The following is a 24,133-nucleotide window of genomic DNA, read 5'->3' as shown; positions in this document are numbered from 1 at the left end:
TGTTGTAATCTTAAAATAGCGTTGTCTTAATTTCCTGCTGACTGAATTTTTGCAAATGCCTGCTCCAGGTCTGCCTTGATATCATCAATATGCTCTATTCCTACAGATATGCGCAGCAGTTGCGGTGTTACCCCGGCCGCTAATTGTTCTGTTTCGCTCAACTGCTGATGTGTGGTAGCTGCAGGCTGGATAATCAGCGTTTTCGCATCGCCAACATTGGCCAGGTGACTGATGAGCTGCAGCTCATTGACCAGCTGTGTTGCGTTTTCTTTGCCACCATGCAATTCAAAGGATAAGACAGCACCGAAGCCGTTCTTCAGGTATTTTTTTGCATTCTGATGATAAGGGCTGCTTTCCAGACCCGGATAAAGTACAGTTTTTACGGCTTCATGGTTTTGCAGCCAGGTGGCCAGTGCCAGTGCGTTGTCCACATGACGCTGTACCCGTAGCGATAGCGTTTCGAGACCCTGTATCAGGAGAAACGAATTGAAAGGGGCAAGGGAGGGACCGAAGTCGCGCAAGCCCTCTACACGTGCTCGGATGATGAACTGGATATTGCCAAAGTCGCTGTTAATACCAAAGACATCACTGAAGACCAATCCATGGTAACCTTCCGAAGGCTCAGTGAATTGTTTAAACTTGCCGTTTCCCCAGTTGTAATTTCCGCCGTCTACGATGATCCCGCCAATACTTGTACCATGACCGCCGATCCATTTGGTGGCCGACTGTACTACGATATGGGCACCATGCTCCAGTGGTTTGAATAAATATCCTGCTGCACCAAAAGTATTGTCTACAATTAATGGCAGGTCATGTTTCTGGGCAATCAATGCGATATTTTCAAAGTCAGGGATGCTGAAAGAAGGATTACCAATCGTTTCCAGGTAGAGTGCTTTTGTATTTGCGTCGATCAGCGACTCTAAAGCCGCCAAATCATCAGGATCTGCGAATCTGACTTCGATTCCCAGACGTTTAAATGCAACTTTAAACTGGTTGTAACTCCCACCATACAGGTGAGAAGAGGAGATAAAGTTATCACCCGCTTCGAGGATATTATTCAATGCAATAAACTGTGCGGCTTGTCCGGATGCTACAGCAAGTCCGGCGACTCCACCTTCCAAAGCGGCTACACGTTTTTCGAAAACGTCTGTAGTAGGATTCATGATCCTGGTATAGATATTACCGAACTCCTTTAACGCAAACAGGTTCGCACCATGTTCTGAGCTTTTGAACCCGTAGGAAGTAGTCTGGTAAATAGGTACAGCTCTGGATCCTGTTGTGGGATCAATTTCCTGACCTGCATGCAATTGTAATGTTTCGAATTTATAGTTGGCTGACATAATATTTGTGTTTGTTGTGAGAATGATGCATAAGTATTTACGTACCTCTTAAAAGAGGCCTTCCGTCTGATTAGAAAATGAGGAGGGAAGATTTTTAAACTAGCCTATACAACAACACATACAAACGCATGCAGCCTGCTGAGGATTAAAAGTGTTAGCCGAAATGATTTCGCCAGATAGCGATTGGTTGATTGTTTTCATTTTGTTTTAATTTATCTTTCCAGGAAGCAATAGGCTAACTGGTCAGGAATTGGCACCTTCTCCTTTCGGGAGGGTTGCCAGTGGGTCTTAGAGCCTGTCTCTCGCCACTTCTTTATAAATCAAAGCCTCTAAAGAGAGGTGTTGACTTTAACAGCTTTCGCTATTATGTTACAAATGTAGATTTATTCTGTGAATCTCCAAAATAATATTCTGAAAATTAGTCAAATGTCTGTAGATGAATGGTATAAAATCAAATTTATACCATTCAATTTACTGTGCTGTTAAAGATTATACACGCAGCGCCTGCTCAAAATCCTGAATAAGGTCGTCTATATGTTCCAGTCCCACAGATATCCGAATTAAATTCTGCGGGGTTTTGGTGTCTGGTCCTTCTACAGATGCCCTGTGTTCTATTAAACTTTCCACAGCGCCCAGACTGGTGGCCTGAGCGAATAATTTCACCGTATTCACCACCTTTTTTGCACGTGCTCCATCACCCTTTACCAGAACAGATAACATTCCGCTGAAACCGGTCATCTGCTTTTTGGCAATTTCGTACTGCGGATGGGAGGGCAGGCCCGGATAATATACAGCTTCAATCTCAGGGTGATTTTCGAGGTAAAGCGCCAGCGCCATGCCGTTTTCATGATGGCCTTTCATCCTGTAGGGCAAAGTTTTGATGCTGCGCAGTAACAGGAAACAATCGAAGGGAGAAGGCACAGCCCCGCCAATTTGCTGGATATTTCTGATCTTTTCCCATAACTCTGTATGTGCTGCAGTAATCAGTACGCCGCCCAGCACATCGCTATGGCCACCAATATATTTGGTAGAAGAATGCATGACCAGGTCGGCCCCATATTCAATAGGATGCTGGAAACAGGGAGAGGCAAAGGTACTATCGCATGCCAGCGTAAGTCCGTGCTGTTTCGTTATAGCAGCGACAGCAGCAATATCGGTAACCTTTAATAATGGATTAGAAGGAGTTTCGATCCAGATCATGACCGTATTCTCCCGGATATAAGCAGCTATGTTGCTGACATCGGTGAGGTCAACGAAATCAATCTCCAGTGTACCTTTAAAAATAGAGAGCAGTTGTTTTTTGAATCCCCAGTACATATCATCCGGCGCAATGATGTGGCTGCCCGGCAGTAAAGCCTGGAAAACTGCCATGCCAGCGGTATTACCAGACGAGAAAGCGCAGGCATCTGCACCTTTATCCAGCGCCGTGAGTACTTTTTCCAATGCAGAACGGTTGGGATTACTGACACGGCTGTACATATGTCCGCCAGGATAACCGCCATTTTCATCTCTGAAAAATGTGGTGGATAAACTGATAGGTTGTGTAACATCGCCTGTTACACTGCGAGTTAAATTTCCGGCATGTATTGCAATAGTTTCGGTCTGCATAGAATTTTGTATTTTAATATTTTTGGCAGGATTTATGTAAGTTGTATTCGAAAATACAAGTATATGAAAAGAATATTAGTTATAGCTGCCATTTTATGTAGTTCATTAATGGTGTTACAAAGTTGCTCATCTACAAAAAATGCATCAGCAACAACAAGTTTAAGAAGGGGTAATGTATCTGGTAACTGGGTTTTAAACGATATTACGTTTGAAGGCGTACCCGCCGGAGCAGTAAAATCACTTTTTAGCGAAGCTTCTTACAAATGTTTTATTGGAAGTACCTGGAATTTAACAAATAGCGGAAACGGAACTTATGTTTTACCCGGAACAACTGACTGTCCGACAAGAACACAAAGTATTTTCTGGTCGGTAAGCACTGCTGACGAAACTTTCCAGTTTAAAAAATTGTATGAAGGTGATAAAGCTAAAAATGTAACGGAAGGATACAGATTGATTCTTTCTTCTGCTACGGGCGACAATATGGTGTTGAAATCTCCGGTAGATTACGGAAGCTCACCAGCTTATATTGTGATGAACTTCTCTAAAGCAGTAAAATAATTTAACAAATACACATTGAAACTATAGAAGCCAGCTTAGCGCTGGCTTTTTTTATTGGTAAAATTGGCGTTAGGTAGCTGTTTTTATCCCGGAGTATGATATATAATTGGTATTTTCATGGCCTTGCTGTCAGGAATACAAATCTTTTTTGATGCAAAGAATCTTTTTATGGCTAAAATTTCAATAATTGGTAGTGGTTTTTCGGGACTGGCAGCATCATGTTTTATGGCGCAGGCCGGGCATGAAGTGAAGGTGATTGAAAAAAATGAGGGTATCGGCGGAAGGGCAAGAATGTACAAAGCTGATGGTTTTACATTTGATATGGGGCCCAGTTGGTACTGGATGCCGGATGTGTTTGAGAACTTCTTCAGGCAGTTTGGGAAGTCGGCGGCCGACTATTACGAGCTGCAACAGCTTGATCCGGGATTTCAGATGATATTTGAGGGGAATGAAGTGGTGGAAATTCCAGCGCGCCTGGAGGAGCTGTATCAGACTTTTGAGCAGATCGAAAAGGGCAGTGCTGAGGCTTTGAGAAAATTCCTGAAGGAAGCGGAATTCAAATATACTGTAGGGATGCAGGACATGGTGTATAAACCTGCATTTTCCTGGCTGGAATATGCCAATATTGATGTGGTGAAGGGGATGTTGAATGCCAATCTGTTCAGCTCAGTAAGCAGTTATGTACGCAGTTATTTTAAAGATGAACGCCTGATAGCACTCATGGAGTTTCCTGTCCTGTTTTTAGGGGCAATGGCGAATAAGATTCCTGCCTTATATACCATGATGAACTATTCAGCACTGGTGCAGGGTACCTGGTATCCTAAAGGTGGAATGTACCAGATTGTGAATGGAATGAAGGAACTGGCAGGCTCTCTGGGAGTGGACTTCCATACGGGCGTACAGGTTGATCAAATAAAGATAGCTGGTCAGCTCGTTACGGGACTGGATACCAGTATGGGACATATCACTGCGGATGGCATCATTGCCGCTGCGGATTACAACCATGTGGAGCAGCAGCTGCTGGAAGAAAAGTATAGAAATTATGATGCTAAATACTGGGAGAAAAAAACTTTTGCACCTTCCTGCCTGATCTATTACGTAGGGGTAAGTAAAAAACTGAAGAAACTGTTGCACCACAATTTATTTTTCGATGCAGATTTGAATAAACATGCTGAGCAGATTTATAACGACCCGCAATGGCCTGAGCATCCGCTCTTCTATGTTTGCTGTCCTTCAAAGACAGACGATACGGTAGCGCCTGATGGTATGGAAAACATATTTATCCTGGTGCCCGTTGCTACAGGGCTTATTGACACAGCAGCTGTCAGGGATAGCTATTTTGACGGTCTGATCAAAAGGATGGAAAGCTTTTGCGGAGAAAGTTTTGCAGCCGAGATTGTCTACAAAAGAACGTATTGCATCAATGATTTCGTAGAGGATTACCATGCGTTTAAAGGAAATGCCTATGGATTGGCTAATACGCTGAGTCAGACCGCTGTGTTAAAACCATCTTTACGAAACAAGAAGGTAAATAACCTGTTTTATGCAGGTCAGCTTACCGTTCCCGGCCCTGGCGTACCTCCCGCATTGATTTCGGGACAGGTTGCTGCGGCAGAACTGAATAAATACCTACATAAAAAATAAGATGAAACAACTGTTTGATCAGATCTCTATCACCACAAGTAAAATCGTGACAAAAACTTACAGTACAAGTTTTTCGCTCGGTATTGGCTGCCTTCACAAAAAATTCCATGATGCGATATATAGTATTTACGGTTTTGTGCGTTTAGCTGATGAAATTGTTGATTCTTTTCATGGTTATGATAAGAAAGAGTTATTGGTTGAATTTAAAGCTGCTACCTATAAATCTATAACACAGGGGATCAGCCTGAATCCGATATTGAATAGTTTTCAGCATGTAGTGAATGATTATGGAATTGACTTGGAGCTGATTGATTGTTTCCTGGCGAGTATGGAAATGGATCTGCAGGAAACCTGTCATACTTCGGGCTCTTATGATACCTATATTTTAGGCTCGGCGGAAGTAGTCGGATTAATGTGCTTGCGGGTGTTTACTGAAAATGATAGCACTATGTATCAGGAACTGAAACCTGCAGCGATGAAATTAGGTGCTGCTTTTCAGAAGGTGAATTTTCTGAGGGATATGAAAAATGACTATGAAGTATTGGGAAGAACGTATTTCCCGGCAGTTGACTTTACGGTATTTTCTGAGGCGGAGAAAAAGGAGATTGAACATGATATACAACAGGACTTTGATGCTGCACTGAAAGGTATAAAAGCTTTGCCGCGTTCGTCAAGATTTGGGGTGTATGTAGCTTATATCTATTATAAAAGCCTGTTTAACAAAATCAAGTCGGTCTCTTCTTCCAACATACTCTCCCAGCGGATCAGGATTCCAAACGCACAGAAAATAGGCTTGCTGGCCGGTTCTTATGTGAAACATAGTTTTAGAATGATATGAGATTGATCTTACTGTTTTTATTTTCTTATAGTGTTTCTTTGCCTGATACAAAAGAATGCAGGGAGCTGATGGACGCTTCAGTAGAAAATAAGGCTGTGGCTCAGAAATTTTATGATCGGCTGAAAACGGTGAAGGAAACTGATCTGCCCGTATTGGTCGGCTTCCGGGCAATGTCAGAATTTCTGTTGTGTAAACATGTGGTTAATCCTTTCAGTAAGTTATCACATTTTAACAAGGGCAGGGATTTACTGGAGAATGTGATCAAAAAGGATAGTGCCAATCCGGAGTTACGTTTATTCCGGCTAAGCACACAAAGTAATGTGCCTGCACTATTGAAATACAATGACGCGATCGCCAGGGATAAAAAGGCACTGATCAGCTGGCTGGCGCATAATAAAAGTAAAGACACTGCAGATGTGGTGCTGCATAAAAGAATAAAGACTTATCTGCTAATTAATAAATATTGTACTGCGGGCGAGAAAACACTGATAAAAACATTATAGAATGATAGAATATGTCTTGCTGGTAGACGAAGAGGATAATGAAATTGGAATTATGGAAAAGCTGCAGGCGCATCAGGAGGCTGTTCTGCACCGGGCAATATCTATTTTTGTTTTCAATGATCAACATGAGCTGCTGCTACAGCAGCGGGCGGCAGAAAAATACCATTCGCCTCTGCAGTGGACTAATACTTGCTGTACCCATCCCCGAAAGGATGAAAATGTGATGGAAGCGGCTGTGCGGCGTTTACAGGAAGAAATGAATATGTCCTGTGAACTGATTTACCAGTACAGGTTTATTTATAAAGCTGTTTTAGCCGATGGCCTGACCGAGCATGAACTGGACCACGTCTTTTTTGGACGGAGTAATGTATTGCCGGTGCCGAATGCGGAGGAGGTAGCCGGATGGAAGTATATGAGTTTAGAAAATATTGAAGCGGATATTGCTGTACATCCGGAAAATTATACAGAATGGTTTAAATTAATGTTGAATAGAATTAAACAGATACGTGATGAACATATTGATTAATATTGGCATAGTATTGCTGACTTTTTGTTTAATGGAATGTGTAACATGGCTTACGCATAAATATATTATGCACGGACTTTTCTGGAACCTGCATGAGGATCACCATAATAAATCAGATCACTTCTTTGAAAAGAATGACTATTTTTTTGTCATCTTCGCCTTCATCTCGATGACTTTTTTTGTGACCGGTACCTTTGTGACTGACCTTGGGTTTATGTTTTATATCGGCATAGGCATTACACTTTATGGTTTCGCTTATTTCTTTGTGCATGATATCTTTATCCATCAGCGCTTTAAACTTTTCACGCGCACTGATAACTTCTATTTCAGGGCTTTAAGAAAAGCGCATAAAGTACATCACAAACATTTGAATAAGGAAGAAGGGGAATGCTTCGGTATGTTATTTGTGCCGTTGCGGTATTTCAGGGAAGCGATTAAGATGAAAAAACCGCAGAAGCAGGATTTACCTTTGACATAACCCTGACAGCTTAAATGTATTGTTTCACGGTCTTCTGTTGATTTTATCTTACTTTTGGAGTATAATAAATCATAGATGGATACTACTGCAAAATTGGATTTTATTTTGAACGATACGGGCCTTGCTCAGTCGTTGAAGGATATTGCCCTTAAAGTTCAAAATCAACAGAGAATAACTTTTGATGAAGGTGTTTATTTATATGAACATGCCGAACTTGGTTATCTTGGTGTTTTAGCAAATTATATCAGAGAACAAAAACACGGGGACAAAACTTATTTTAACCGTAATTTTCATATTGAACCTACTAATTTATGTGTTTACAGTTGTAATTTCTGTTCTTACTCACGTTTGATCAGGGACAGGGAAGATGGCTGGGAAATGAGCGTGGATGGTATGATCGACATCCTGAAGAAATATGACAACGAGCCGGTAACGGAAGTGCATATTACCGGTGGGGTAGTACCAAAACAGAACCTGGAGTTTTATGCTGATTTTTTCCGTAAAGTGAAAGCTCACCGTCCTGACCTACACATCAAGGCCTTAACGCCTGTTGAATACTACTATATTTTTAAGAAGGCAAAACTGAGCCACTACGATGGAATGAAATATTTCAAAGAAGCTGGTCTGGATTCTATGCCGGGCGGTGGTGCGGAAATTTTTCACCCTGAAGTGAGAGAAAAGATTGCGCATGATAAATGTAATGCTGAACAATGGCTTGATATCCATGAGCAGGCGCATAAATTAGGCATGCGTACGAATGCAACGATGTTATATGGCCATATTGAACAGTTTTGGCACAGGGTAGACCATATGGAACGCCTGCGTCAGCAACAGGACAAAAGCGGTGGCTTCCAGGCCTTTATTCCATTGAAATTCAGAAACCAGAACAACCAGATGGACAACGTTCCTGAGGTATCTGTAATTGAAGATCTGAGAAACTATGCCATTGCAAGGATCTATCTGGATAATTTCGACCATATCAAAGCGTATTGGGCCATGATTAGTCGCCAGACTGCCCAGTTATCTTTAAACTTTGGTGTAGATGATATTGACGGTACGCTGGATGATACGACTAAAATCTATTCGATGGCTGGTGCTGAAGAACAAACTCCCGGCATGAGCACCAAAGAATTGGTGGAGCTCATTAAGCAGGTGGGCCGCAAACCTATAGAAAGAGACACTTTATATAATGTAGTTACGGATTACTCGGATTTCATTTTTGAAGAGCAAGCTAAACCCCAGTTTTATAAGTTACCGGTAATCAATTAATGGATAAAGAATTATATATCATTCGTCATGGCGAAACAGATCTAAACAAACAGGGAATTATACAGGGCAGGGGAATTGACAGCGATCTGAACGATACCGGTCGCGCCCAGGCTGCCGGGTTTTATGAAATGTATAAGGATATCCCTTTTGAAAAAGTATATACATCAGAACTGAAACGGACACAGCAGACCGTGCAGCGATTTATTGATGCTGGTATTCCATGGGAGAAACAGGCTGGTCTGGATGAGCTTGCCTGGGGAGAATGGGAAGGGAAGCAGACCAGTGAACTTGCCATTGGCGCTTTCAAAGACATCACTGAAAAGTGGCAGGCGGGCGATTATGATGCCCATTTCAAAGGCGGCGAAAGTCCGAATGACGTAGCCATCAGGTTAAAAGAAACCATGGAGCTGATTAAAAGCAGAACAGGTGAGAAACTGATTCTGATTTGTATGCATGGTCGCGCCTTGCGTTTACTCATGTGCCTGTTAACAAATAAACCACTCTCTGATATGTATGACTTTCCGCATCAGAATACGGGCTTGTACAAATTACAGCTTAGCGGTGACCAGTTCACCATTTTAGAGACAAACAATACCAACCATATAAAATAGCCATTGCCTTGGATAAGATTAAGATTTCTGCTGTTGCCTATACCAATACCAAGCCCTTTATTTACGGAATCAGTCATTCAGCAGTGCTGGATCAAATCGATTTGAGTTTAGATATCCCATCAGACTGTGCCGCTAAGCTGATAGACGGAACGGTAGATGTAGGATTAATTCCGGTAGCCGCAATTCCCGGTGTAACAGATGCGCATATTATTTCTGATTATTGCATCGGCTCTGTAGGTGCAGTGAATTCTGTTTTTATTTTTAGTAATGTACCGGTTACGGAGATCAGATCTGTGCGATTGGATAGCCATTCCCGCACTTCGAATAACCTGGCTAAGGTATTGCTGAAGTTTCATTTCAAACAGGAAGTTACCTTTACCACCGATGCGGATGCAGTTACTGATGCGATTGTGCTGATTGGTGACCGTACATTTGGTAAAAAAGATGATTATGCTTTTTGGTATGACATGGGGGAAGAGTGGATGAAATTTACCGGTTTACCTTTTGTATATGCTGCATGGGTGGCCAATAAACCAATTCCGGAAGCGTTTGTAACTGAATTTAATGCCGCTTTAAAAATGGGTTTAGCATCACGCGCGACAGTGATTGCAGCATTGCCGGAGCATCCGCATTTTGATGTGGCTGACTATCTGATGCATAAACTTGATTTTGACCTTACGGAAAAAAAACGCGAGGCACTTACTTTGTTTTTATCCCTTATCAAGCAGTTATAGGCTTATAAATTTTAAAAAAATAACCAAAGCTATACGCATTGGTAGTATATTTACAATTTGTAACATAAATATATTTTGGCTAAAGATAATACGAAGGCAACACCATTAATGCAGCAGTACAATGCGATCAAAGCAAAGTATCCGGGCACATTATTACTGTTCAGGGTAGGGGATTTTTACGAGACTTTTGGCGACGATGCCATCAAAACATCTCAGATATTAGGCATTGTTTTAACGCGGAGGGGAAATGTTGCTTCCGAAAATAGTGAGCTTGCCGGTTTCCCGCACCATTCATTAGAAAATTACCTGTCTAAACTGGTCCGTGCCGGACAAAGGGTGGCCATCTGCGATCAGTTAGAGGATCCAAAATCTACCAAAACCATTGTAAAACGCGGCGTAACTGAACTGGTTACACCGGGAGTGGCTTACAATGATAATATACTGAGCCAAAAATCCAATAATTACCTCGCTGCTATTTATTTCGAGAAGAACATGTTAGGCGTGTCTTTTCTGGATATTTCTACTGGTGAATTTCATGTAGCACAGGGTAACGCAGAATATATTGATAAATTGTTACAGGGTTTTAAACCCAATGAAGTGATCTTCCAGAAGAGTAAAAGGCAGGAATTTGTGGAGCTGTTTGGCGATCGGTTTTATACTTTTCCGCTGGATGACTGGGCTTTTACGGGCGACTATGCAAATGAGATCCTGACTAAACATTTCGAAGTAACTTCGTTGAAGGGCTTTGGGGTGGATAAAATTCAGGTTGGGATTGTAGCTGCAGGGATCGTATTGCATTACCTGGGAGAAACGGAACACCGGAATTTAAAACACATCAGCACCATCTCCCGCCTAGAAGAAGACAACTGTATGTGGCTGGACAGGTTTACGATCCGTAACCTGGAACTGGTAGGCTCAGCAAATGAAAATGCAACGACCCTTTTTCAGGTGCTTGACATGACTTCCACGCCTATGGGTGCCAGGATGCTGCACAAATGGATTATCATGCCGCTGAAGGACCTCAAGCCCATCCAGGAACGTTTGGGGATGGTGGAATACTTCACGGAGCATGAAGATTTGCTGGAAGAATTTTTAACACATATTAAACAGATCGGTGATTTAGAGCGACTGATTTCAAAGGTTGGCTTGCAAAAATGCGGACCAAGGGAACTTTGTCAGCTGAAAAAATCATTGTATCATATCGAAAGCATCAAAGAAATCTCCCTTGCATCCGGAAATCAGTTTTTAATGCAGCTGGCAGAAAATCTTGACGTTTGTCTGAGTATCCGTGAGAAGCTGGAAAGAGAGTTGCAGCAGGATCCGCCGGCTTTACTGATCAAAGGAAATGTAATTGCTGCGGGAATTCATGCAGAACTGGATGAACTGCGTGGTATCTCAGGAAATGGTAAGGATTTCTTACTGGAGATACAGAAACGTGAAGCTGCGGCTACGGGCATTCCTTCTTTAAAGGTAGCTTATAATAATGTTCACGGCTATTATCTGGAGGTAACTAATACGCATAAGGATAAAGTTCCGGAAAGCTGGATCAGAAAGCAAACGCTGGTGAACGCTGAAAGATATATTACACAGGAGCTGAAAGAGTACGAGGAAAAGATTTTAGGTGCTGAAGATAAGATCCAGCAGATAGAATTTAAACTCTATGAAGAACTGATCCATCAGGTCATCATATATATCAAACCGATACAGCGCAATGCATTTATTACTGCCCAGCTGGATGTGTTATTGTGTTTTGCGCAGCTGGCGGTGAAAAACCATTATGTAAAACCTGAGCTGAACAAATCTAAGGTATTGGATATCAAAGGTGGCAGACACCCTGTGATTGAAAAAAGACTGCCTGTTGGTGAAGAATATATTACGAATGACGTGTTTCTGGATAGCGATAACCAGCAGATCATTATTATTACCGGTCCGAATATGTCGGGTAAGTCCGCCATATTAAGACAGACCGGCCTGATCGTGCTGATGGCCCAGATGGGATGTTTCGTGCCTGCTAAGGCAGCTACTATCGGTATAGTAGATAAAATATTTACCAGGGTAGGCGCCTCAGATAACTTATCCTCAGGAGAAAGTACCTTCATGGTGGAGATGAATGAAACTGCCAGTATCCTGAACAATATTTCAGACAATAGTCTGATTTTACTGGATGAAATTGGTCGCGGTACAAGTACCTATGATGGTATTTCCATTGCCTGGGCAATCGCAGAGTTCCTGCATACGCATCCCACATCAAGACCCAAAACCTTATTCGCCACGCATTACCATGAACTGAACGAACTGGCCAATACCATGGGCAGAATCAGGAACTTCAACGTGTCTATAAAAGAAATTGGAAACAAAGTAATTTTCCTGCGTAAGCTGATTCCCGGTGGGAGCGAGCATAGTTTTGGTATACATGTAGCAAAGATGGCCGGAATGCCACCAAAACTGATTTCGAGAGCTAATGAAATCCTGAAGAAACTGGAAATTGACCGGACTGAAGGACAAAGTATAAAAGACAGTATCAAGAAAGTACAGAACCAGGCTTATCAGCTGCATATGTTTGCAGTGGAAGACCCGGTGCTTGTACAGATCAGGGATATGCTCAATAATCTGGACGTGAATGTGTTAACGCCTGTTGAAGCCTTGCTGAAATTGGATGAAATACAAAGAATAATCAAAAATTAATATGAAAAGCAACCATCAACGCCATCATAAATTTGTTCTGCTGATCATGGTTTGTGCGCTGATTTTGTTATCGTCCTGCGGGTCAAGAAAGCCGGCCTATACTTCTTCCACCAAGGCGGCCAAAGCGGCTGAGGCGATGGCAAACCTAAATAATAAAGCATTATACCGTTTTATTACGGATTGGACAGGGGTGAAGTACAGACTGGGTGGTCTGGACAAACGCGGTATTGATTGTTCCGGTTTCGCCTTGCTGTTAAACAAAGAGATTTATGGTTTGAATTTACCCAGACGCTCAGTGGAGCAGGCGGGTGTAATTAAAGAGAAAAGTCAGGCCCAGCTTAAAGAAGGGGACCTGGTATTCTTTTCTTTTGGAGGCCATGGTGTTGATCATGTAGGCGTTTATCTGAACCATGGTTTTTTTGTTCATGCCTCTACAACCAGGGGTGTAATTGTGGATGATTTGAATTTACCTGCCTATCAGCAGGTGCTGGTAAAATCAGGTACGGTGAACTAGCTATAATTAAATGATGAAGCGAAGATGAAAAACCCCGATAAAGACATGTCCTTTTGGACAAAATATAAAAAATTCGCATCTACTGAAATATTGATGTATCTTATAATGATCATTGGTATTACATTAGGTATTATATTCCTGAGTTAAAACAAACCCTGAGGGGTTCAAAAATTTATAAATAGAGATGAAATTAAATCTAATTCGCCCACTTGCTTTTTTCGATCTGGAAACGACTGGTGTTAATGTTGGTTCAGACCGGATTGTGGAAATTGCAATTTTGAAGGCTATGCCGGACGGTTCTGAAGAGATCAAAACTATGCGTATCCATCCTGAGATGCCCATCCCGCTGCAATCTTCATTGATTCATGGTATTTATGATGAGCATATTGCTGAAGCACCAAAATTTAAAGATGTTGCTGCGGAAATTGCTGCATTTATCGGCGACGCTGATTTGGCAGGATATAACTCTAACAGGTTTGATATCCCTGTTTTACTGGAAGAATTTCTGCGGGCAGGAGTTGATTTTGATATGTCTGACAGGAAGTTTGTGGATGTACAGAATATTTTCCACCAGATGGAACAACGTACCCTACGTGCTGCTTACAAGTTTTATTGCGAAAAAGATATCGTTAACGCGCATTCTGCAGAAGCAGATATCACTGCTACCTACCATGTGCTGCTGGCACAGCTGGACCGTTACGAAGGTGCTGATTTCGAGGATAAACAAGGTAATATCACACAGCCGGTTAAAAATGATGTTGAAGCATTGCATGCTTTTACCAACATGAATAAACCTGTGGATTTTGCCGGAAGAATGGTATTCAATGAAAACGGTGAGGAAGTATTTAATTTCGGTAAGCATAAAAATAAAACGGTAGAACAGGTATTTGATACGGAGCCGAGTTATTATGCATGGATGAAACAGGGAGATTTCCCCTTGTATACGAAGAAAAAGCTGGAAGAAATCTGGACCAGGTGGAACAAGAAAAAAGCACCAAAAGCGGCTGCTCCTGCCAGGCCAAACCCTGTAAAACCAGCACAGCCTGCTCCGGCAGCGCCATCACAGCCGAGAAAGCCTTATCAGCAGAACCAGCCTAAAAAAGAGGTGCCTGCGGAAAATGTGACGTCGGACATGCTGGAGCAGCTGAAAATGAAATTCGGTAAATAACCATATTCTTTATGAAAAGATTAGCGGTTTTATCGATGTTGTCGGTCATGTCACTGGGTGCCGTTGCACAACATACATTACCTGTTGCAGCGGAGTTTCAGCGTGCATACAAAAACAATACACGTGCTTTAAGCGGAGCGCCTGGTACAAAATACTGGCAGAATACAGCCGATTATGAATTGAAGGTGGACTTTAGTCCGGCTTCCAGGATCATCAAGGGAACAGTGGACATTGTCTACAAAAATAATAGTCCGGATGCACTTGATGAGATCTGGTTTAAATTATATCCTAACCTGTATAAAAAGGGGACACCGAGGGTGTCTAAAATTTCGGAAAGTGATCTGAATGAGGGGGTGAAAATTACCGGGATAACAGTGAATGATAAAGCGGTAACTGAAGGCAGCTGGGTAATTGATGGCACTAACATGCATCTGCCTGTTGCTGCATTGGCACCGGGTAAGAGCATGAAGCTGAAGCTGACTTACGCGTATGTACTGAATGAAGGATCACATGTCAGAACAGGGCAGGTGGATAAAGGCTCCTATTTTGTAGCTTACTTTTTCCCGCGTATTGCTGTTTATGATGATGTGGACGGATGGAACAAATACCCTTACCTGGGCGATGCTGAGTTCTACAATGATTTTTGTAATTTCAAAGCAGAGATTACTGTGCCCAAAGGTTATGTATTATGGGCGACAGGAGATCTGCTGAATGCGAAAACGGTGTTAAACAAAACGATTGCAGAACGCATTAGCCTGGCAGAACGAGTAGATAGCGTGGTCAATGTAATTACGGACGCAGACCTGAAAAAACAGGAGATCACGAAAGACCAGCCTTTTAATACCTGGAAATTCGATGCCCGCAATGTAGCTGACTTCGTCTTTGCAACGAGCAATCATTATTTATGGAAATCGTCAAGCCTTGAGGTTGACCCGAAAACAAAAAGACGTACAAGGGTTGATGCTGCTTTTAATCCGAAGCATAAGGATTATTATGAGGTGATCGACTTCGCACGTAAATCTGTGCATTCCATGAGTTACGATTTCCCAAAATGGCCTTTCCCTTATGCGCATGAGACCGTTTTTGATGGCCTTGATCAGATGGAATATCCAATGATGGTCAATGATAATCCGGTTGATAAACGGGAAGATGCCATTACGCTTACGGTTCATGAGATCTTCCATACGATGTTCCCTTTTTATATGGGAATCAACGAAACGAAATATGGCTGGATGGATGAAGGATGGGCCACAATCGGCGAGTGGTTAAATTCACCCTTGATTGATACCACCATGGTGGATGAATATGGCGTGCAGCCTACGGCCTCATCATCGGGTTCGAAAAATGATACACCTATTATGACCTTCACGCCGGACCTGAAGGGCTCGGGTTCTTTCACCAATTCTTATCCTAAACCTGCTTTGGGTTACCTGTTTGTTAAAGATTACCTGGGAGATGAACTGTTTACTAAAGCGCTGCATCACTATATTGAAAGCTGGAAGGGAAAACATCCGGTGCCATATGACTACTTCTATAGTATGAATGAAGGTTCGGGAAAGAACATGGACTGGTTTTGGAAAAGGTGGTTTTTTGAGGAAGGAGTGACTGATATGGGCATTGTAGCGGTAGATGCCGCTGCCGATGGCTATGTGGTAAAGATTGAAAACAAGAGCAACAAACCGATGCCGGTATACCTCACATTGAATTACAATGACGGATCAACAGCGCAGCTGCATGAAACGATCGGTGTGTGGGAAAAAGGGGATAAACAGATTTCATTGACGGTGAAAACGAACAAGAAGCTGAAAAAAGTTATTCTGGGCGGGACTTACGTGCCTGATAGAAATACGGCTGACAATAGCTTTTCTGTAAAATAAAGATATATAGGCAGATCTGATCTGCCTGATGGATGACAAGATAACAACCGGTTAGACGCAGCGTTTAATCGGTTGTTATGCGTTTAATGAAATCTATATTCCTGACGAGACCTTTGAATTTTGTGCGTTTAACGGCAGAATTTTTAAAGATCTGTTTGAAAACATCTTCTGTGATATCCATCCAGTCGTCTTTTTTCATTTGCAGCAGATTTTCATGCGGTTTAAAGGCCGGTTCTGTATGCGGCACGGAAAACCTGTTCCAGGGACAAACATCCTGGCAAATATCACAGCCAAACATCCAGTTCTCCATTTTTTCATCGAAGGATTTCGGAATTTCCTCCCGCAGTTCGATGGTGAGATAGGAAATACATTTTTTCGCATCAATGATAAATGGGTTCAGAATGGCATCAGTAGGGCAGGCGTCTATACATTTGGTGCAGGTGCCGCAATGATCTGTGGCAAAAGGGGTATCGTATTCCAGCTCAAGATCAATGATCAGCTCTGCCAGAAAAAAGAAAGATCCGCTTTTTTTACTGATGATATTGCTGTTTTTTCCTACCCAGCCGATTCCCGCACGTTTTGCCCAGGCCCTGTCCAGTACCGGCGCGGAATCTACAAAAGCACGACCACTGACTGCACCGATATGCTCTTCAATAAAACTAAGTAACTGGAACAGTTTATCTTTGATGACCAGGTGATAATCCGTTCCATAGGCATATTTTGAAATCTTTGGCGAATCGGGATCAGTCTGGAATTCTTCAGGGAAGTAGTTTAAGGTAAGCGAGATAACCGATTTCGAATCTTCTACCAGCAGGCGCGGATCGAGGCGTTTATCAAAATGGTTTTCCATATAGGCCATCTGCCCGTGGTGTTCATTTTTGAGCCATGTTTCCAGTCGCGGTGCCTCTTCTTCCAGGAACCCTGCCTGCGCAATACCACATTGCATGAAGCCCAGTCGCATGGCCTCATCTTTAATCATCTGGCTGTATTTTGCAGGGTTATTGTACATCAGCTTTGCAAAGGTAAGCTTTAGTCATCAAACCTTTTGTCAATTCTTTTGTTCTCTAGTGATAAACACCAAATTATAAGACCATGGAAAATACAGATCCTAGACATCAGGAAAATCCAGAAAAAACACCAAAACCCGTAGAAACAGATTATGCTCACCATGAACAGGATCCGGGGCCATCGCCTCAGGCCGTGAATGAAGATAATAATAACGGGGCAGGTCCGGTAATGAAATGGATTATTCCAATAATTATTGTGGTAATGCTCATCTACTGGTTTCTGATCAGAAAATAATTAAACGCAAATAAGGCCCTTAAGAGGCCTTATTTGAATATATTATGATCTATGTTAATGCAGATTATTTCAATAATCTAACCTCATAAAGATCGCTTCGGCGGTCTTTTAATATTTTAACGGTTCCGAAGTGGTGCAGCTCATCCAGCAAATGCAGATCTACATCCACTACCAGCATCATTTCTGTATTTGGTGTCGTTTCTGCTTTGACCGCATTGGTAGGGAAGGCAAAGTCGGACGGCGTGAAAACAGCCGACTGTGCAAACTGTATATCCATGTTGTTAACTTTAGGTAAGTTACCTACACATCCTGCGATAGCCACATAACATTCATTCTCAATCGCCCTGGCCTGTGCACATCTTCTTACACGGGTATAACCATTCTGCGTATCTGTAAGGAAAGGAACAAAAAGAATCTGCATTCCCTGATCGGCATAAATCCTGCTCAGTTCAGGAAACTCTACATCGTAACAGATCAGGATGCCAATTTTACCACAGTCCGTATCAAATACCTTGATCTTGTCGCCACCGACCATACCGTAATATTTCTGCTCATTCGGAGTGATGTGAATTTTTCTGTATTCCTCCGTTTTTCCGCTTCTATGACATAAATAGGTAGCATTATACAATTTATTGTTTTCCAGGATAGGCATACTGCCTGAAATGATATTTACATTGTAGGATACCGCGTATTCCTGTATTTTATGCACAATATCTGCCGTCAGTTCTGCCAGTTTGCGCATGGCTTCCATCTCCGGAAGGTGATTGTAAGGCTGTAACAGGGGCGTATTAAAAAATTCAGGGAACATGATAAAGTCCGATTTGTATCCACTCACCGCGTCTACAAAAAACTCCACCTGCTCATAAAAGGTTTCCATATCAGGGAATAACCTCATCTGCCATTGCACCAGTCCGATGCGTATGGTCTTTGCAGAACGTGCAGATGCATCAATGCCCTGGTAATAGATATTATTCCACTCTATTAAGGTAGCAAAGTCCTTCGACTCATGGTCGCCCGGCAAATAGTTTTTCAATACTTTCCTGACGTGGAAATCATTGGAAATCTGAAAGGTAAGGGTAGGGTCGTACAGTTCTTTTGCTTTAACTTTATCAATGTATTGCCTTGGACTTAAGGTTTCTGCATGTGAGTGGTAACCCGGAATGCGTCCCCCGGCAATAATGCTTTTCAGATTGAGACTTTCGCAAAGCTCTTTTCTGGCTTCATATAAACGGCGTCCTAAACGTAAGCCGCGGTACTCCGGAGAAACGAAAATTTCAATTCCATATAAGGTATCGCCGTTAGGGTCATGCGTTGAAAAAGTATAGGCACCGGTGATCATTTCATAAGTGTGTTTATCACCATACTCATCATAATCTACGATGATTGCTAAAGAACAAGCTACCACTTTATCATCCACGGCTATACATAACTGGCCTTCAGGAAATAGCTTTAATAACTTCGCAATTGTTTGCTTGCTCCATATAGATCCACCTAAGGTATCATATGCTTGTTCCATTGATTCCTTAAGGTCGTCATAATCCTCAAGCGTCAGTTTTCTTGTTTCAATATTCATGTGTATGCGTTATTATTTAACTAATTATCTATGTCCTTACACACAAATAGTGCCTAAAAGGCGGGTATTAAAATAACCTTCCCGACTGGGCAAGGTAGTCTCTTTTCAAATGTCTGTAAGCGGCTTCTGTAACTTCCCTGCCCCTGGAGGTGCGCATCAGGTATCCTTCCTGAATCAGGAAAGGTTCATACACTTCCTCAATGGTGCCTTCATCTTCTCCTACTGCAGTGGCAATAGTTTTGAGTCCGACCGGGCCGCCTTTAAATTTATCAATAATGGTGATCAGGATTTTATTGTCCATCTCATCCAGGCCATGTTCATCCACGTTTAAAGCGGTGAGGGCAAACCTGGCAATAGCGGTATCAATAGTTCCGTTACCCTTGATCTGCGCAAAATCACGTGTTCTCCGAAGCAGGGCATTGGCGATCCTTGGCGTACCGCGACTCCGGCGGGCAATTTCATAGGCGCCTTCTTCAGTAATGGGGGTATGGAGAATCTGTGATGAGCGCAATACAATGGTGGTCAGAACTTTAGCGTCATAGTAAGCCAGTCTGGAATTGATCCCGAATCTGGCCCTTAACGGTGCAGTGAGCAAGCCTGATCGTGTGGTTGCACCTACCAGCGTAAAAGGGTTCAAAGTAATTTGTACCGAGCGTGCATTAGGGCCACTCTCAAGCATAATATCGATTTTGAAGTCCTCCATTGCCGAATACAAATATTCTTCTACCAGGGGACTCAAACGGTGAATCTCGTCAATAAACAGTACATCGCCTGTCTCCAGATTCGTTAACAAACCGGCAAGGTCGCCGGGTTTATCGAGTACCGGTCCGGAGGTCACCTTTATGCCTACGCCCATTTCATTGGCAATGATGTAGGAAAGCGTAGTTTTACCCAGTCCCGGAGGCCCGTGTAATAAAACATGGTCTAAAGGCTCTCCGCGCATTTTTGCTGCTTCAACGAAGATCTTCAGGTTCTCCATTATTTTCTCCTGACCTGTAAAGTCTTCAAATTCCTGCGGGCGGAGGACTTTCTCTATATCCCGCTCTAAGGGCGAAAGGTTTTCTGAAGAAGGATCAAGGTTGTCATTCATATGGTAAAGATAATTATAAAAACTTAGCTGCTACTGTAGCCTCTTTAGGCCCATTCGCATAATTGTAAAAGCCTTCGCCGGATTTGATTCCTTTTTTGCCCGCCATGACCATATTGACGAGGAGCGGGCATGGTGCATATTTGGGCTGCCCAAAGCCATCCTGCAAAACTTTCAGTATAGCCAGACAAACGTCAAGTCCGATAAAGTCGGCCAGCTGCAAAGGTCCCATCGGATGGGCCATCCCTAATTTCATCACGGTATCGATTTCAGTTACTCCGGCAACACCTTCATATAAAGTATAGATAGCTTCATTGATCATGGGCATCAGGATACGGTTGGCGACGAAGCCCGGGTAATCATTTACCTCCACCGGAACTTTATCCAATTTTTTGGAGAGGCTCATTACCAGTTCCGTAGTTTCATCTGATGTACAATATCCGCGGATGACTTCTACCAGTTTCATCACCGGAACAGGGTTCATAAAATGCATTCCTATTACATTTTCTCCACGTTGTGTAACGGAAGCAATCTGGGTAATAGAAATAGATGAGGTATTACTGGCGAGGATAGCGTCTGCTTTAGCATAAGCATCCAGATCTCTGAAGATTTTTAACTTCAGTTCCAGGTTTTCGGTAGCGGCTTCAACAATCAGGTCAGCCTGGGCGACACCTTCTTTTAGCTCTGTATGCAGGGAAATCAGCTGCAATGTATCTGCTTTCTGATCTGCTGTTAACGTTCCCCTGACCACCTGACGATCCAGGTTTTTATCGATCGTATCTAAGCCTTTGTTCAGGGCTTCATGGTTAATATCAATCAGGTTTACGCGGTAGCCAAACTGTGCAAAGGTATGCGCAATACCATTACCCATGGTTCCGGAACCGATTACTGCGATTATATTCATTTTCAATTGATTAAGGTGCTAACCTGTTAATGATCCATGCGCCATCCACTGCTTTATAATTTATGCGGTCATGCAGTCTGCTTGAGCGTCCCTGCCAGAATTCTATGAGGTCAGGTTTTAATCTGTATCCTCCCCAGTTTGTCGGGCGTGGTACTTCTTTCTCGCTGAACTCTTCTGTTAATACCGTTACGCGGTCTTCCAGCACTTCACGGTTGGGAATGACGCTGCTTTGCGGAGAGGCGGTAGCACCGATCTGGCTGCCTTTTGGTCGTGAATGGAAGTAGGCCGTAGATTCTTCTGCATCTAATTTGGTAATCGTTCCTTCAATACGCACCTGGCGTTCCAGATCTCCCCAGAAAAATACCATGGCTGCCTGTGGGTTTTCTGCCAGTTCTTTTCCTTTTTTGCTGTCATAGTTGGTAAAAAACACAAAGCCATTTTCATCAAATCCTTTTAAAAGGAGAATTCTTGCAGAGGGTCTGCCCGCAAGATCTGCTGTGGCGAATGTCATTACATTTGGCTCAAAAAGCCGGGCATTTACCGCTTCTTTAAACCATTTTTCGAATTGAATAAAGGGATTCTGATCTACATCGCTTTCTGCAAGCGAAGCACTGCGGTAATCCTGTCTCAGATTTTGAATATATTCTTTTGTCAGCTCCATTTTACAAAAATAGGTTTTAGTTTATTCAAAATTATCAGTAATTTACCTAAATGCTAACCCGACTAGAACCCTCAGCAGGTAAACTGCTTATTTCAGAACCTTTTATGAAAGATCCTAATTTTACACGGTCTGTTGTATTTTTAACAGAGTACGGAGATAACGGTACACTGGGTTTTGTAATTAACCAGCCTGGTAGTGTGATACTGAAAGACTTAGTGCCGGAGTTTGGAGATGCAGACTTCCCTGTGTATTATGGCGGCCCCGTGGCTACTGATACTTTGCATTTTATTCATCGCTGTTATGATAAGATGAACGACGGTGAGGAAATTGCAAAAGGTATTTACTGGGGTGGCAATTTTGAGACGCTGAAAGTGCTGATCGGCAGCGGAGCTATTGCTGAAGATGAGATCAAATTTTTTATCGGTTATTCGGGCTGGGGACCCGAGCAGATCAAAGAAGAGATGAAAGAAAATACCTGGATCGTATCAGATCAATACCATCCAGATACCATATTTTCAAATAGTGAAGAGCAGATGTGGAGGGATGTAATTGTTAACCTGGGCCCTAAATATGCGCATGTGAGTAACTTCCCTCAAAATCCGAATCTGAATTAGCTGTTCTCTAACTCTTCAGCTGTTTCTTCTACTTTTTTACGTAAATCATCTTTGTAAGCCTGCATTTTTACCGCCAGATCCGCATGAGCTGTAGAAAGAATCTGCACAGCCAGTAAACCAGCATTTTTTGCTGCATTCAATGCCACAGTAGCCACCGGGATACCATTTGGCATTTGCAGGATAGAAAGGATAGAATCCCAGCCATCAATAGAATTAGATGATTTTACCGGTACGCCGATAACCGGCAAAACGGTGATGGAAGCGACCATGCCTGGTAAATGTGCAGCACCACCAGCGCCCGCAATAATCACTTTCAGTCCCCGTGCTGCTGCTTCCTTAGCATAACTAAACATCCTGTCGGGTGTACGGTGTGCGGAAACAACCGTCATTTCGAATTCAACCCCAAATTCCCTTAAAATATCAGCAGCATCATTCATGATGTTTAAATCAGACTTGCTGCCCATAATTATGCCTACCTGTGCGCTCATTAAGATATTACTTTTAGTGTGTTTTTAATCAAATTAGCTTTTTCAATTGCTCCTTCACGGTTCTGGTCCACGATAGTAATGTGGCCCATCTTACGGAAAGGCTTAGTATATTTTTTACCATAAAGGTGAACATATACACCGTCTATGGCCATGATTTTTTCCAGTCCCTGGTAAACAGCAACACCATCGTGTCCTTTTTCACCCAGGAGGTTAATCATCACTGCATTATTGATAGCCCTGGTATCGCCCAGTGGCAAATTGAAGATAGAACGTAAATGCTGCTCAAACTGAGATACATAATTCCCTTCTATGGTATGATGACCGCTATTGTGTGGTCTTGGAGCTAATTCGTTCACAAGGATATCACCATTTTTGGTAATAAACATTTCAACCGCAAGTAATCCGGTTACATTTAATGCTGCTGCAATATTTTTTGCAATGACTTCCGCTCTTTCCTGTACACTTTCAGGATAAGTGGAAGGAGAAATCAGGAATTCTACCAGGTTAGCTTCTGCATTGAATTCCATTTCTACCATAGGGAAGGTTTTAACCTCTCCCTTTGAATTACGGGAAACGATGACAGCAATTTCTTTTTCGAAATCTACCAGTTCTTCCACTAAACAGGGACTGTCAAATGCCTTATCCAAGTCGGCCACAGCATTAATCCGCATCACGCCCTTACCATCATAACCATCTTTCCTTTGTTTCAGCATATAAGGAAAAGGGAAATTTGAATTGAGCAGGTCTTCCTTGGTATTCACCAGCTGAAATGGTGCAGTAGGGATATCATTTTCTTTGAAAAATTGTTTCTGAACACCTTTATCCTGAATCAGCCTGATTACTCTGGCCTGAGGAAAAACCATTTTTCCGTCTTTTTCCAGCTGTTCTAATGCTTCAATATTTACTTTCTCTATTTCAATTGTAATTACATCTGCTTTTTTGCCAAACTTATAAACGGTGTCGAAATCAGTAATAGAGCCGCATTCAAAATAATTAGCGATGTTTTTACAAGGAGCATCTGCATCCGGATCCAGCACCAGGGTAGCGAGATTGTAATTGATTGCTTCCTGAATTAACATTCTGCCCAATTGTCCCCCTCCTAAAATGCCCAATTTTAAATCACTTATCTGTTTTGCCATATCGATATGAAA

24 protein-coding genes and 1 riboswitch are annotated in these 24,133 nt (G+C 42.4%); of the genes, 15 read left to right on the top strand and 9 right to left on the bottom strand.

Annotation, left to right across the window (positions count from 1 at the left end; translation table 11 throughout):
• Positions 1-26: 26 nt before the first annotated feature.
• Positions 27-1,340, bottom strand: a complete 1,314-nt coding sequence (locus OQX62_RS19330; RefSeq protein WP_265833273.1) for an O-acetylhomoserine aminocarboxypropyltransferase/cysteine synthase family protein — start codon at positions 1,338-1,340, stop codon at positions 27-29.
• Positions 1,341-1,549: 209 nt separating this feature from the next.
• Positions 1,550-1,662, bottom strand: a riboswitch (SAM riboswitch).
• A gap of 167 nt (positions 1,663-1,829) precedes the next feature.
• Positions 1,830-2,948, bottom strand: coding sequence for a trans-sulfuration enzyme family protein (locus OQX62_RS19325; RefSeq protein WP_265833272.1), 1,119 nt, complete (start codon positions 2,946-2,948; stop codon positions 1,830-1,832).
• 63 nt (positions 2,949-3,011) lie between these two features.
• Between OQX62_RS19325 and OQX62_RS19320 the strand changes: the two genes are divergently transcribed.
• From OQX62_RS19320 to OQX62_RS19260, 13 genes are all read left to right on the top strand, one after another.
• On the top strand, positions 3,012-3,506 hold the full coding sequence (locus tag OQX62_RS19320; protein WP_265833271.1) for a hypothetical protein: 495 nt from the start codon (positions 3,012-3,014) through the stop codon (positions 3,504-3,506).
• Between the two features lie 168 nt (positions 3,507-3,674).
• Positions 3,675-5,150 (top strand): phytoene desaturase family protein, encoded by a 1,476-nt coding sequence (locus OQX62_RS19315; RefSeq protein ID WP_265833270.1) that lies wholly within the window; start codon positions 3,675-3,677, stop codon positions 5,148-5,150.
• Between the two features lies 1 nt (position 5,151).
• Positions 5,152-5,988, top strand: coding sequence for a phytoene/squalene synthase family protein (locus OQX62_RS19310; protein WP_265833269.1), 837 nt, complete (start codon positions 5,152-5,154; stop codon positions 5,986-5,988).
• Positions 5,985-6,491 (top strand): hypothetical protein, encoded by a 507-nt coding sequence (locus tag OQX62_RS19305; protein WP_265833268.1) that lies wholly within the window; start codon positions 5,985-5,987, stop codon positions 6,489-6,491. Before OQX62_RS19310 ends, OQX62_RS19305 begins: the two co-directional genes overlap by 4 nt.
• A 1-nt stretch (position 6,492) precedes the next feature.
• Positions 6,493-7,017: an isopentenyl-diphosphate Delta-isomerase gene (gene idi, locus OQX62_RS19300; RefSeq protein WP_265833267.1), complete on the top strand. Its 525-nt coding sequence runs from the start codon at positions 6,493-6,495 to the stop codon at positions 7,015-7,017.
• Complete coding sequence (locus OQX62_RS19295; protein ID WP_265833266.1) at positions 7,001-7,495, top strand: sterol desaturase family protein; 495 nt, start codon at positions 7,001-7,003, stop codon at positions 7,493-7,495. Before idi ends, OQX62_RS19295 begins: the two co-directional genes overlap by 17 nt.
• 75 nt (positions 7,496-7,570) lie before the next feature.
• Positions 7,571-8,764, top strand: coding sequence for an aminofutalosine synthase MqnE (gene mqnE, locus OQX62_RS19290; protein WP_265833265.1), 1,194 nt, complete (start codon positions 7,571-7,573; stop codon positions 8,762-8,764).
• A complete protein-coding gene (locus OQX62_RS19285) occupies positions 8,764-9,375 on the top strand; it encodes a histidine phosphatase family protein (RefSeq protein ID WP_265833264.1) in 612 nt (203 codons plus the stop codon). The genes mqnE and OQX62_RS19285 overlap by 1 nt, the downstream gene beginning before the upstream one ends.
• An 8-nt stretch (positions 9,376-9,383) precedes the next feature.
• Positions 9,384-10,109, top strand: coding sequence for a menaquinone biosynthetic enzyme MqnA/MqnD family protein (locus OQX62_RS19280; RefSeq protein ID WP_265833263.1), 726 nt, complete (start codon positions 9,384-9,386; stop codon positions 10,107-10,109).
• Between the two features lie 75 nt (positions 10,110-10,184).
• Complete coding sequence (mutS, locus tag OQX62_RS19275) at positions 10,185-12,794, top strand: DNA mismatch repair protein MutS (protein ID WP_265833262.1); 2,610 nt, start codon at positions 10,185-10,187, stop codon at positions 12,792-12,794.
• 1 nt (position 12,795) lies between these two features.
• Positions 12,796-13,308, top strand: coding sequence for an NlpC/P60 family protein (locus tag OQX62_RS19270; RefSeq protein ID WP_265833261.1), 513 nt, complete (start codon positions 12,796-12,798; stop codon positions 13,306-13,308).
• A 184-nt stretch (positions 13,309-13,492) separates the two neighbouring features.
• Positions 13,493-14,476 carry a 3'-5' exonuclease gene (locus OQX62_RS19265; RefSeq protein ID WP_265833260.1) on the top strand — a complete coding sequence of 328 codons (984 nt, stop codon included), beginning with the start codon at positions 13,493-13,495 and terminating at the stop codon, positions 14,474-14,476.
• An 11-nt stretch (positions 14,477-14,487) separates the two neighbouring features.
• Entirely contained in the window at positions 14,488-16,353 is a 1,866-nt protein-coding gene (locus OQX62_RS19260) for a M1 family metallopeptidase (protein WP_265833259.1), read from the top strand.
• 64 nt (positions 16,354-16,417) lie between these two features.
• Here the strand turns inward: OQX62_RS19260 and queG are convergent, their stop codons facing one another.
• On the bottom strand, positions 16,418-17,362 hold the full coding sequence (gene queG / locus OQX62_RS19255) for a tRNA epoxyqueuosine(34) reductase QueG (protein WP_265833258.1): 945 nt from the start codon (positions 17,360-17,362) through the stop codon (positions 16,418-16,420).
• A gap of 83 nt (positions 17,363-17,445) precedes the next feature.
• Here queG and OQX62_RS19250 point away from each other — a divergent pair, with 83 nt between their 5' ends.
• Positions 17,446-17,655: a hypothetical protein gene (locus OQX62_RS19250; protein ID WP_265833257.1), complete on the top strand. Its 210-nt coding sequence runs from the start codon at positions 17,446-17,448 to the stop codon at positions 17,653-17,655.
• 64 nt (positions 17,656-17,719) lie between these two features.
• On the opposite strand, the gene OQX62_RS19245 is transcribed toward OQX62_RS19250, so the two are convergent.
• From OQX62_RS19245 to pdxH, 4 genes are all read right to left on the bottom strand, one after another.
• Positions 17,720-19,228: a bifunctional GNAT family N-acetyltransferase/carbon-nitrogen hydrolase family protein gene (locus tag OQX62_RS19245; protein ID WP_265833256.1), complete on the bottom strand. Its 1,509-nt coding sequence runs from the start codon at positions 19,226-19,228 to the stop codon at positions 17,720-17,722.
• 67 nt (positions 19,229-19,295) lie between these two features.
• Positions 19,296-20,318, bottom strand: coding sequence for a Holliday junction branch migration DNA helicase RuvB (gene ruvB / locus OQX62_RS19240; RefSeq protein ID WP_265833255.1), 1,023 nt, complete (start codon positions 20,316-20,318; stop codon positions 19,296-19,298).
• 13 nt (positions 20,319-20,331) lie between these two features.
• Positions 20,332-21,219, bottom strand: coding sequence for a 3-hydroxyacyl-CoA dehydrogenase family protein (locus OQX62_RS19235; protein ID WP_265833254.1), 888 nt, complete (start codon positions 21,217-21,219; stop codon positions 20,332-20,334).
• Between the two features lie 10 nt (positions 21,220-21,229).
• On the bottom strand, positions 21,230-21,880 hold the full coding sequence (gene pdxH / locus OQX62_RS19230; RefSeq protein ID WP_265833253.1) for a pyridoxamine 5'-phosphate oxidase: 651 nt from the start codon (positions 21,878-21,880) through the stop codon (positions 21,230-21,232).
• Between the two features lie 104 nt (positions 21,881-21,984).
• Between pdxH and OQX62_RS19225 the strand changes: the two genes are divergently transcribed.
• Positions 21,985-22,494, top strand: a complete 510-nt coding sequence (locus OQX62_RS19225; RefSeq protein WP_265833252.1) for a YqgE/AlgH family protein — start codon at positions 21,985-21,987, stop codon at positions 22,492-22,494.
• Here the strand turns inward: OQX62_RS19225 and purE are convergent.
• Both purE and OQX62_RS19215 read right to left on the bottom strand, forming a co-directional pair.
• Entirely contained in the window at positions 22,491-22,982 is a 492-nt protein-coding gene (gene purE, locus OQX62_RS19220) for a 5-(carboxyamino)imidazole ribonucleotide mutase (protein ID WP_265833251.1), read from the bottom strand. The two genes, OQX62_RS19225 and purE, sit on opposite strands and share 4 nt — an antisense overlap.
• Positions 22,982-24,121 carry a 5-(carboxyamino)imidazole ribonucleotide synthase gene (locus tag OQX62_RS19215; RefSeq protein WP_265833250.1) on the bottom strand — a complete coding sequence of 380 codons (1,140 nt, stop codon included), beginning with the start codon at positions 24,119-24,121 and terminating at the stop codon, positions 22,982-22,984. Before OQX62_RS19215 ends, purE begins: the two co-directional genes overlap by 1 nt.
• Positions 24,122-24,133 lie beyond the last annotated feature (12 nt).

Origin of the sequence: Pedobacter sp. MR2016-24 (genome assembly GCF_026239655.1) — a bacterium.
In the GTDB taxonomy this organism is placed as follows: domain Bacteria; phylum Bacteroidota; class Bacteroidia; order Sphingobacteriales; family Sphingobacteriaceae; genus Pedobacter.
The sequence above is the reverse complement of the archived record's forward strand: the minus strand, read 5'-3'. Positions and strand labels throughout refer to the sequence as shown.

Bases quoted from the DNA above. Each gene is read 5' to 3' on its own strand.
- OQX62_RS19305 (WP_265833268.1), top strand. From the start codon at position 5,985: ATGAGATTGATCTTACTGTTTTTATTTTCTTATAGTGTTTCTTTGCCT.
- mqnE (WP_265833265.1), top strand. From the start codon at position 7,571: ATGGATACTACTGCAAAATTGGATTTTATTTTGAACGATACGGGCCTT.
- OQX62_RS19330 (WP_265833273.1), bottom strand. From the start codon at position 1,340: ATGTCAGCCAACTATAAATTCGAAACATTACAATTGCATGCAGGTCAG.
- OQX62_RS19245 (WP_265833256.1), bottom strand. From the start codon at position 19,228: ATGAATATTGAAACAAGAAAACTGACGCTTGAGGATTATGACGACCTT.
- OQX62_RS19295 (WP_265833266.1), top strand. From the start codon at position 7,001: ATGAACATATTGATTAATATTGGCATAGTATTGCTGACTTTTTGTTTA.
- ruvB (WP_265833255.1), bottom strand. From the start codon at position 20,318: ATGAATGACAACCTTGATCCTTCTTCAGAAAACCTTTCGCCCTTAGAG.
- queG (WP_265833258.1), bottom strand. From the start codon at position 17,362: ATGTACAATAACCCTGCAAAATACAGCCAGATGATTAAAGATGAGGCC.
- OQX62_RS19225 (WP_265833252.1), top strand. From the start codon at position 21,985: ATGAAAGATCCTAATTTTACACGGTCTGTTGTATTTTTAACAGAGTAC.
- OQX62_RS19270 (WP_265833261.1), top strand. From the start codon at position 12,796: ATGAAAAGCAACCATCAACGCCATCATAAATTTGTTCTGCTGATCATG.
- OQX62_RS19250 (WP_265833257.1), top strand. From the start codon at position 17,446: ATGGAAAATACAGATCCTAGACATCAGGAAAATCCAGAAAAAACACCA.
- OQX62_RS19260 (WP_265833259.1), top strand. From the start codon at position 14,488: ATGAAAAGATTAGCGGTTTTATCGATGTTGTCGGTCATGTCACTGGGT.
- OQX62_RS19310 (WP_265833269.1), top strand. From the start codon at position 5,152: ATGAAACAACTGTTTGATCAGATCTCTATCACCACAAGTAAAATCGTG.
- pdxH (WP_265833253.1), bottom strand. From the start codon at position 21,880: ATGGAGCTGACAAAAGAATATATTCAAAATCTGAGACAGGATTACCGC.
- purE (WP_265833251.1), bottom strand. From the start codon at position 22,982: ATGAGCGCACAGGTAGGCATAATTATGGGCAGCAAGTCTGATTTAAAC.
- OQX62_RS19315 (WP_265833270.1), top strand. From the start codon at position 3,675: ATGGCTAAAATTTCAATAATTGGTAGTGGTTTTTCGGGACTGGCAGCA.
- OQX62_RS19285 (WP_265833264.1), top strand. From the start codon at position 8,764: ATGGATAAAGAATTATATATCATTCGTCATGGCGAAACAGATCTAAAC.
- OQX62_RS19215 (WP_265833250.1), bottom strand. From the start codon at position 24,121: ATGGCAAAACAGATAAGTGATTTAAAATTGGGCATTTTAGGAGGGGGA.
- OQX62_RS19325 (WP_265833272.1), bottom strand. From the start codon at position 2,948: ATGCAGACCGAAACTATTGCAATACATGCCGGAAATTTAACTCGCAGT.
- idi (WP_265833267.1), top strand. From the start codon at position 6,493: ATGATAGAATATGTCTTGCTGGTAGACGAAGAGGATAATGAAATTGGA.
- OQX62_RS19235 (WP_265833254.1), bottom strand. From the start codon at position 21,219: ATGAATATAATCGCAGTAATCGGTTCCGGAACCATGGGTAATGGTATT.
- OQX62_RS19265 (WP_265833260.1), top strand. From the start codon at position 13,493: ATGAAATTAAATCTAATTCGCCCACTTGCTTTTTTCGATCTGGAAACG.
- OQX62_RS19320 (WP_265833271.1), top strand. From the start codon at position 3,012: ATGAAAAGAATATTAGTTATAGCTGCCATTTTATGTAGTTCATTAATG.